This window comes from Acidovorax sp. GW101-11A03, from assembly GCF_059424825.1.
On the sequence record NZ_JBWKZU010000119.1, the window covers coordinates 1 to 5,934 of the forward strand.

The following is a 5,934-nucleotide window of genomic DNA, read 5'->3' on the forward strand; positions in this document are numbered from 1 at the left end:
GGTCAAAAAACCATTCCTGAACCGGGTTCGGTGAGTCGCCTTGCGGGTTCGGCTCATCGATGGGGTGAACTGTACGCGGGTAAAGGTCACAGAAAAACCACTGAGTCGCGAACTAACTGTTCCAGTATTGGAAACAATCAGGGCGGAACTTTTCAGGGTTTACCCAAGCCTGACTGCCCGGAGTGGGCGAAAAGCGGGCTTTAGCCACCCATATCCCATGGAAACCCTGATGCCAATTTGGAACGGTGGGATCGGCGGTTTTCCTGCCCGAAAAGCGCTGTCGCAGCAGGTGATCGTGCGAGCCCAGGCCGTGTAATACCGCCCTTGGCAGGCCGTGGGCAGCGCTTGATATGCATCAAGACAGTGCCGTGCCGAAGAGCGTTTTGTTTGAGTGCCCTGCAAGAGAACGTCATATAGTCCGAGGTAACGATTTGTTGTTCCTCGCATGACAGACCCCCTCGATTCGGCGGACATTGACACCGCCGACAGCCCCCATTACCTGCGCGCGCTGACCGACATGGCCGACCGCCGCACGGTGGTGGCGGACGCTGCCATCTACACCGACAACGGCATCAAACTGGTGGAGAAGGGCGCCCGCATCGACAGTCGCCTGTATGACCGCCTGGTTCAGCACAAGCTGCGCGAGCCCATCGACCGCCACCTGTCCATAGAAAACCCTGTGGACGTGCCCGCCCTGCTGGCAGCCGGGCAGGCGCTCATTGCAGAGGAGGCCTTGCCCAACATGCTGGCCGAGGCGCTGGGCCCCTCGGCGGCCCGCCTGCTGGCGCCGCTGCGCTCCTTGCCCCTGCCAGCGCCCATGGCCTGCAAGCTCACGGTCATGCGCGACCAGCGTCCCGAGTTGTTCGAGCACAGCCTGCAGATGATGACCGTGGCCATGTTTCTGGGCATCAAGAGCGGTCTGGCAGAGCGCGACTGCGGCACCCTGGCGGCTGCGGCCTTGTTGCACGACCTGGGCGTGCTGCACATGGACCCGGCCTGGAGCGACCCCGACCACAAGGTGGTGGGTGTGCAGCGCAAGCACCTGGTGGCGCACCCCATCACAGCCATGCTGATGATCCGCGACACCAAGGTGTACGCCCGTGCCGCCGAGGTGGCGGTGCTGGAGCACCACGAGCGCATGGATGGCAGCGGCTACCCGCGTGGCCTGGCCGGTGCCGACATCACGCCCATGGGGCGCATCCTGTTGCTGGCCGAGGTGGTGACAGCGTTCTACGAAAAATACGAAGACATGCCCGCGCAGCGGCTGTCGCTGGTACTGCGGCTCAACCACCGCAAATTCCCTTCCGCGCTCGTGGCCCACATCTTGCCGCTGCTGCAGGAAGAGGTGGCGCGCGAATCGGCCCTGATGCCGCTGGGCAATGATGCTCCGCGCCAGATTGACCTGCTGGCAGAAGCCTTCACTTATTGGGACCAGCTCAAGGCCGCCTTGCCCCCAGGGGCTGCCAAGGTCCCGGCAGACAGCGCCTTTGCATTCACCGACTCCCGCTTGCTGGCCTTGCAGAAAGCCTTGATCGAAGCGGGTTCCCACCCCCGGCACCAGGGCGAATTGCTGGCGCAGTTGCAGGGCGATGCCATCGGCATGGCCGAAGTGGCCCTGGTGGGGCGGGAGGCGCTCTGGCAATTGCAAAGCATTCTGAACGCCAGCCACCGCCGCTGGCCTCAGCTGTCGGACCGCACCACGCCCATGGATGCGGCCGTGGCCGACTGGTGCGATTGGGCGCTTCGGCGGCTCTGATACGCCCCAAGGCGCGTGCAGAGGGCACCCGGGTGATCCCCTGCCGCGCAGGCTGAATCGTTTCCCCGTCGCCACGGAGTCAACCGGTTGGCTTGACCGTGGCAGGCACCCTCAGGTCTCCTTGGCCTTGCCCGTCAGCACCCGCAGGCCCGAGCCCCTTCGATGCTGTGGCCTTCCTCGCCTGGCTCGTCAGGCTTCAAAATACTGGTTATATTCACAGTATTCCTGTTCTTTGAAGCTTTGCCCCCGCCATGCCCGCGCCCAGCCTGTCCTTGCGGATTGCGCTCGATCTGCCCTCTGCCGTGCCCGGTGTCTGGCATGCTGATGCCTTGGGTGCGGGCCCGCAGGCGACCCAGCCCACCGGGCATGCGCTGCTGGACGCCCAACTGCCCGGCGGGGGCTGGCCGGTGGGGGCGCTGTGCGAGGTGCTGCAGCCTCTGGCGGGCCTGCATGAGTGGCAACTGGTGCTGCCCGCGCTGGCGCAGGCCACGGCCCGCCGCGCAGGGGCCGTGGTGGCGGTGGCACCCCCTTGCGAGCCCTTTGGCCCGGCACTGAAAGCGCAGGGGCTGCCGCCCGAGCGGCTGTGTGTGGTGCGGGCCGACAGCGCCCGTGCGGCATTCTGGGCGGCCGAGCAGGCGCTGCGGTGCGGCGATGTGCTGGCCGTCATGGCCTGGCTGCCGCAGGCACCTGCTGCAGCTCTGCGCAGGCTGCAGCTGGCGGCGGCGCAGCAACAGCAACTGCTGTGGGTGTTCCGCCCGGTCAGCGCTGCGCCGCAGGCGTCGCCCGCCTTGCTGCGGCTGCAGGTGCAGGGGCTGCAGGTGCAGGGGCTGCCCGCTGGGGCATCCACGTCTGCCGCGCCGGGCCTGCAGGTGCAGATTCTCAAGCGCCGGGGGCCGCCCCTGGTGCAGGCGCTGGATCTGCCAGGCTGCCACCCCCGGCTGGCGCAGGCCCTGGCGGCGCAGGCCGAGCGCCGCCATGCCGCACAGGTGGTGGCCCGCGCCATGGTGGCGCGCTACAACGCAGCGGCCCCGGGGGGGCAGGCGGCGCCCATGCGCTCGGAGCCCGCAGTGGTGGCGCTGCAGGGGAGGGGGCATGCACTGGATCGCATTGCCGCTGCCATGGCGGGATGAGCCCGCCACCAGCCCGGCTAGTACCGGGGCGGCGGCTGCGGCTGGCACGATGGCTGCGCCCGCCGCAGGCTGGTGGGCCCTGCGTTTTACCCCGCGCGTGGCGCTGGTGGATGGCGACACCGTGCTGCTGGAGGTTTCGACCACCGAACGACTCTGGGGCGGGCGTGATGCCTTGCTGACCCTGGTGTTGCAGGCCTGGGCCGAAGCCGCTGGGGGGCAGGGCGCTCTGCCGAAACCCCCGGGCATGCTGCCCCTCTGGGGCAGCGGCCCCACCGCGCTGGTGGCGCAGGCCTGGCTGCGCATGGCACTGGCCGGGCATGCCCCCCGGGGGCAACAAGGCCAAGGAGGTCAAGAAGGATGGCCAAGGCAACAAGAGCCAGCGGTGCACACCCTGCCTTTGCACACCCTGACCGCCTTGCGCCCGCATGTGGCCAGCCTGGAGCGCATGGGTTGCCGAACCTGGGGCGCCTTGCGGGCGCTGCCGCGTGTCGGGCTGGCCCGGCGCCTGGGGGCCGGGGTGCTGCGGGTGCTGGACCAGGCCCTGGGCGAAGCCCCCGAAGCTCATGCCTGGCTGGAGCTGCCCGAGCAGTTTGCGCTGGCCGCCGAATTGCCTGCGCTGGCCACCTCGGCCGATGCCCTGCTGTGGAGCGCCCACCGCTGCCTCACGGCCCTGCAGGGCTGGCTGCAGGCGCGCCAGCAGGGGGCGCTGGAGCTGGAGCTGGCCTGGCGCCACGACCTGCGGCGCATCGACGGGGTGGTGATTGCCCCCACGCAGGCCCTGCAGGTGCGTACCGCCCAGGCCACGCAGGACATGGCGCACCTGCGGCGTCTGCTGGCTGAAAACCTGGCGCGCACCACCCTGGCCGCACCGGCCAACCAGATCACGCTGCGCCTGCTGGAGTCGGCCCCGCTGCCGCACCGCAGTGCCAGCCTGCTGCCGCCCGGCGATCATGGTGGCGGTTGCCATGGCGGTGCCGACAACCCTGCGTCCCCAGGCGAAGCCTTGCACCAGCTGCTGGAGCGCCTGTCGGCCCGCCTGGGGCCCGAACAGGTGCAGGCCCCCGTGCTGATGGCCGACCACCGCCCCGAGCTTATGCAGCAGTGGCGCCCCGCAGCCGAGGTGCTGGGCCGCCCATCCACCCGGCGCTCTGCCGCCACCAGCGCAGGCGGCGGGGCCGAGGCCGCGCTGGATGCCAGCCCCGAAGCCTTGCTGCTGCCCCCCTGGCTGCTGAACCCGCCCCAGCGGCTGGCCGTGCAGGGCAACCGCCCCTGCCACCACGGCCTGCTGCGCCTGCTGGCCGGGCCCCACCGCTTCGAGGCGGGCTGGTGGGCTGCGGGCGATGGCGGGGCAGACGACCCCACACACACCGGCCTGGCCTTGCGCGACTACTTTGTGGCGCACAACGCGGTGGCGGGCCTGGTGTGGGTGTTCCGCGAGCGGCTGGCGCCACCGCCCGATGGCTCGCAGGGGCTGGCGCGGCCTCCCCGCTGGTTTCTGCATGGTGTGTTTTGAAGCACCCCTTGTACGGCTTCCCCCGCTCTCGCAGCGCTGTGTGCTGCGGGCAGGAGGGCGCTGCCAGCGCGGCGGGCGGCCCTTGTGCGGTGGCCCTCGCCTTGGGCGCGCCAGCTTCAATCCAGGTGGGTGGCGCGCAGCGCCATAGGGAATGGAGATGACTGCATTCTTGCCGGGCTATGCCGAGCTGCACTGCCTGTCCAACTTCAGCTTTCAGCGCGGGGCATCGCACCCGCACGAGCTGGTCGAGCGCGCCGCCAAGCTGGGCTACCAGGCCCTGGCGCTGACCGATGAATGTTCGGTGGCCGGCGTGGTGCGCGCCTGGAAGGCCGCCGAGCCCACGGATCTGCACCTCATCGTGGGCAGCGAGTTCCTGTGGGGCGACCTGCGGCTGGTGGCCCTGGCGCGGGACGCCGAGGGCTGGGGCAACCTGTGTGAGTTCATCTCGGCCGCGCGCAGTGCGGCACCCAAGGGCCAGTACCACGTGGGCCCGGCCAGCCCCTGGCACCTGCTGCAGGGGTGCGAGCTGCTGCTGGCGCCTTGCCGTAAACGCTTTGATGCTGCGGATTTGATAGCTATTGAGGCATATCTGTCGCGCGCAAAGGCCTGTTTTGACTCAGGTTTTGACGGACACATCTGGCTGGCAGTCGAGTTGCACCTGGCCCCCGACGACGGCCTGTGGCTGGCCACGCTGCAGCGTGTGGGCGCACAGCTGGGCCTGCCGCTGGTGGCGGCGGGCGACGTGCACATGCACGCCCGCTCGCGCAAGCCGCTGCAAGACGTGATCACCGCCGTGCGCCTGGGCTGCAGCGTGGCCGAGTGCGGGTTTGCGCTGCAGCCCAATGCCGAGCGCCACCTGCGCCAGCGCGTGCGGCTGGCAGGCATCTACCCGCCCGATCTGCTGGCGGCCACGCTCACGGTGGCCGGGCGCTGCACTTTCCAGCTGGACGAGATCCAATACCAGTACCCGCTGGAGACCGTGCCCCAAGGCATGACCCCCGCCCAGGCGCTGGCCTGGCTGGTGCAGACCGGCGTGGAGGGCGAGTACCCGCAGGGCGCCCCCCAGCGGGTGCTGGACCAGATCCGCAAAGAGCTGGATCTGATCGCGCACTGCCAGTACGAGATGTACTTCCTCACCGTGCACGACATCGTGCGCTACGCCCGCAGCAAGAACATCCTGTGCCAGGGGCGCGGCTCCGCAGCCAACTCGGTGGTCTGCTACATGCTGGGCATCACGGCCGTGCCGCCCGAAAACACCCACCTGCTGTTCGAACGCTTCATCAGCAAAGAGCGCAAGGAGCCGCCCGACATCGACGTGGACTTCGAGCACGACCGGCGCGAAGAGGTCATTCAGTACATCTACGACAAATACGGCCGCGACCGCGCCGCCATTGCCGCCGTCGTCACCAGCTACCGCACGCGCAGCGCCCTGCGCGATGTGGGCAAGGCCCTGGGCGTGGCGCCAGCGCTGGTCGATGCGTTTGCCAAGGACCACCACTGGTTTGACGAGACCTTCGCTGCCGACCGCCTGCAAG

Annotated in this window: 5 protein-coding genes; all 5 read left to right on the top strand. The window is 69.1% G+C overall.

Features of this window, described 5'->3' with window-relative positions; genetic code table 11:
• The coding region (locus tag AC07Z7_RS24710; RefSeq protein ID WP_494767995.1) for a hypothetical protein at window positions 1–204 on the top strand (204 nt) is incomplete at its 5' end.
• 241 nt (window positions 205–445) lie between these two features.
• Entirely contained in the window at window positions 446–1,756 is a 1,311-nt protein-coding gene (locus tag AC07Z7_RS24715; protein WP_094290673.1) for an HD-GYP domain-containing protein, read from the top strand.
• 251 nt (window positions 1,757–2,007) lie between these two features.
• A complete protein-coding gene (gene imuA, locus AC07Z7_RS24720; protein WP_494767996.1) occupies window positions 2,008–2,886 on the top strand; it encodes a translesion DNA synthesis-associated protein ImuA in 879 nt (292 codons plus the stop codon).
• Window positions 2,849–4,399 (top strand): DNA polymerase Y subunit UmuC family protein, encoded by a 1,551-nt coding sequence (locus AC07Z7_RS24725; RefSeq protein WP_494767997.1) that lies wholly within the window; start codon window positions 2,849–2,851, stop codon window positions 4,397–4,399. The genes imuA and AC07Z7_RS24725 overlap by 38 nt, the downstream gene beginning before the upstream one ends.
• A 157-nt stretch (window positions 4,400–4,556) precedes the next feature.
• A partial coding sequence (locus tag AC07Z7_RS24730) for a PHP domain-containing protein (protein WP_494767998.1) occupies window positions 4,557–5,934 on the top strand: 1,378 nt, incomplete at its 3' end.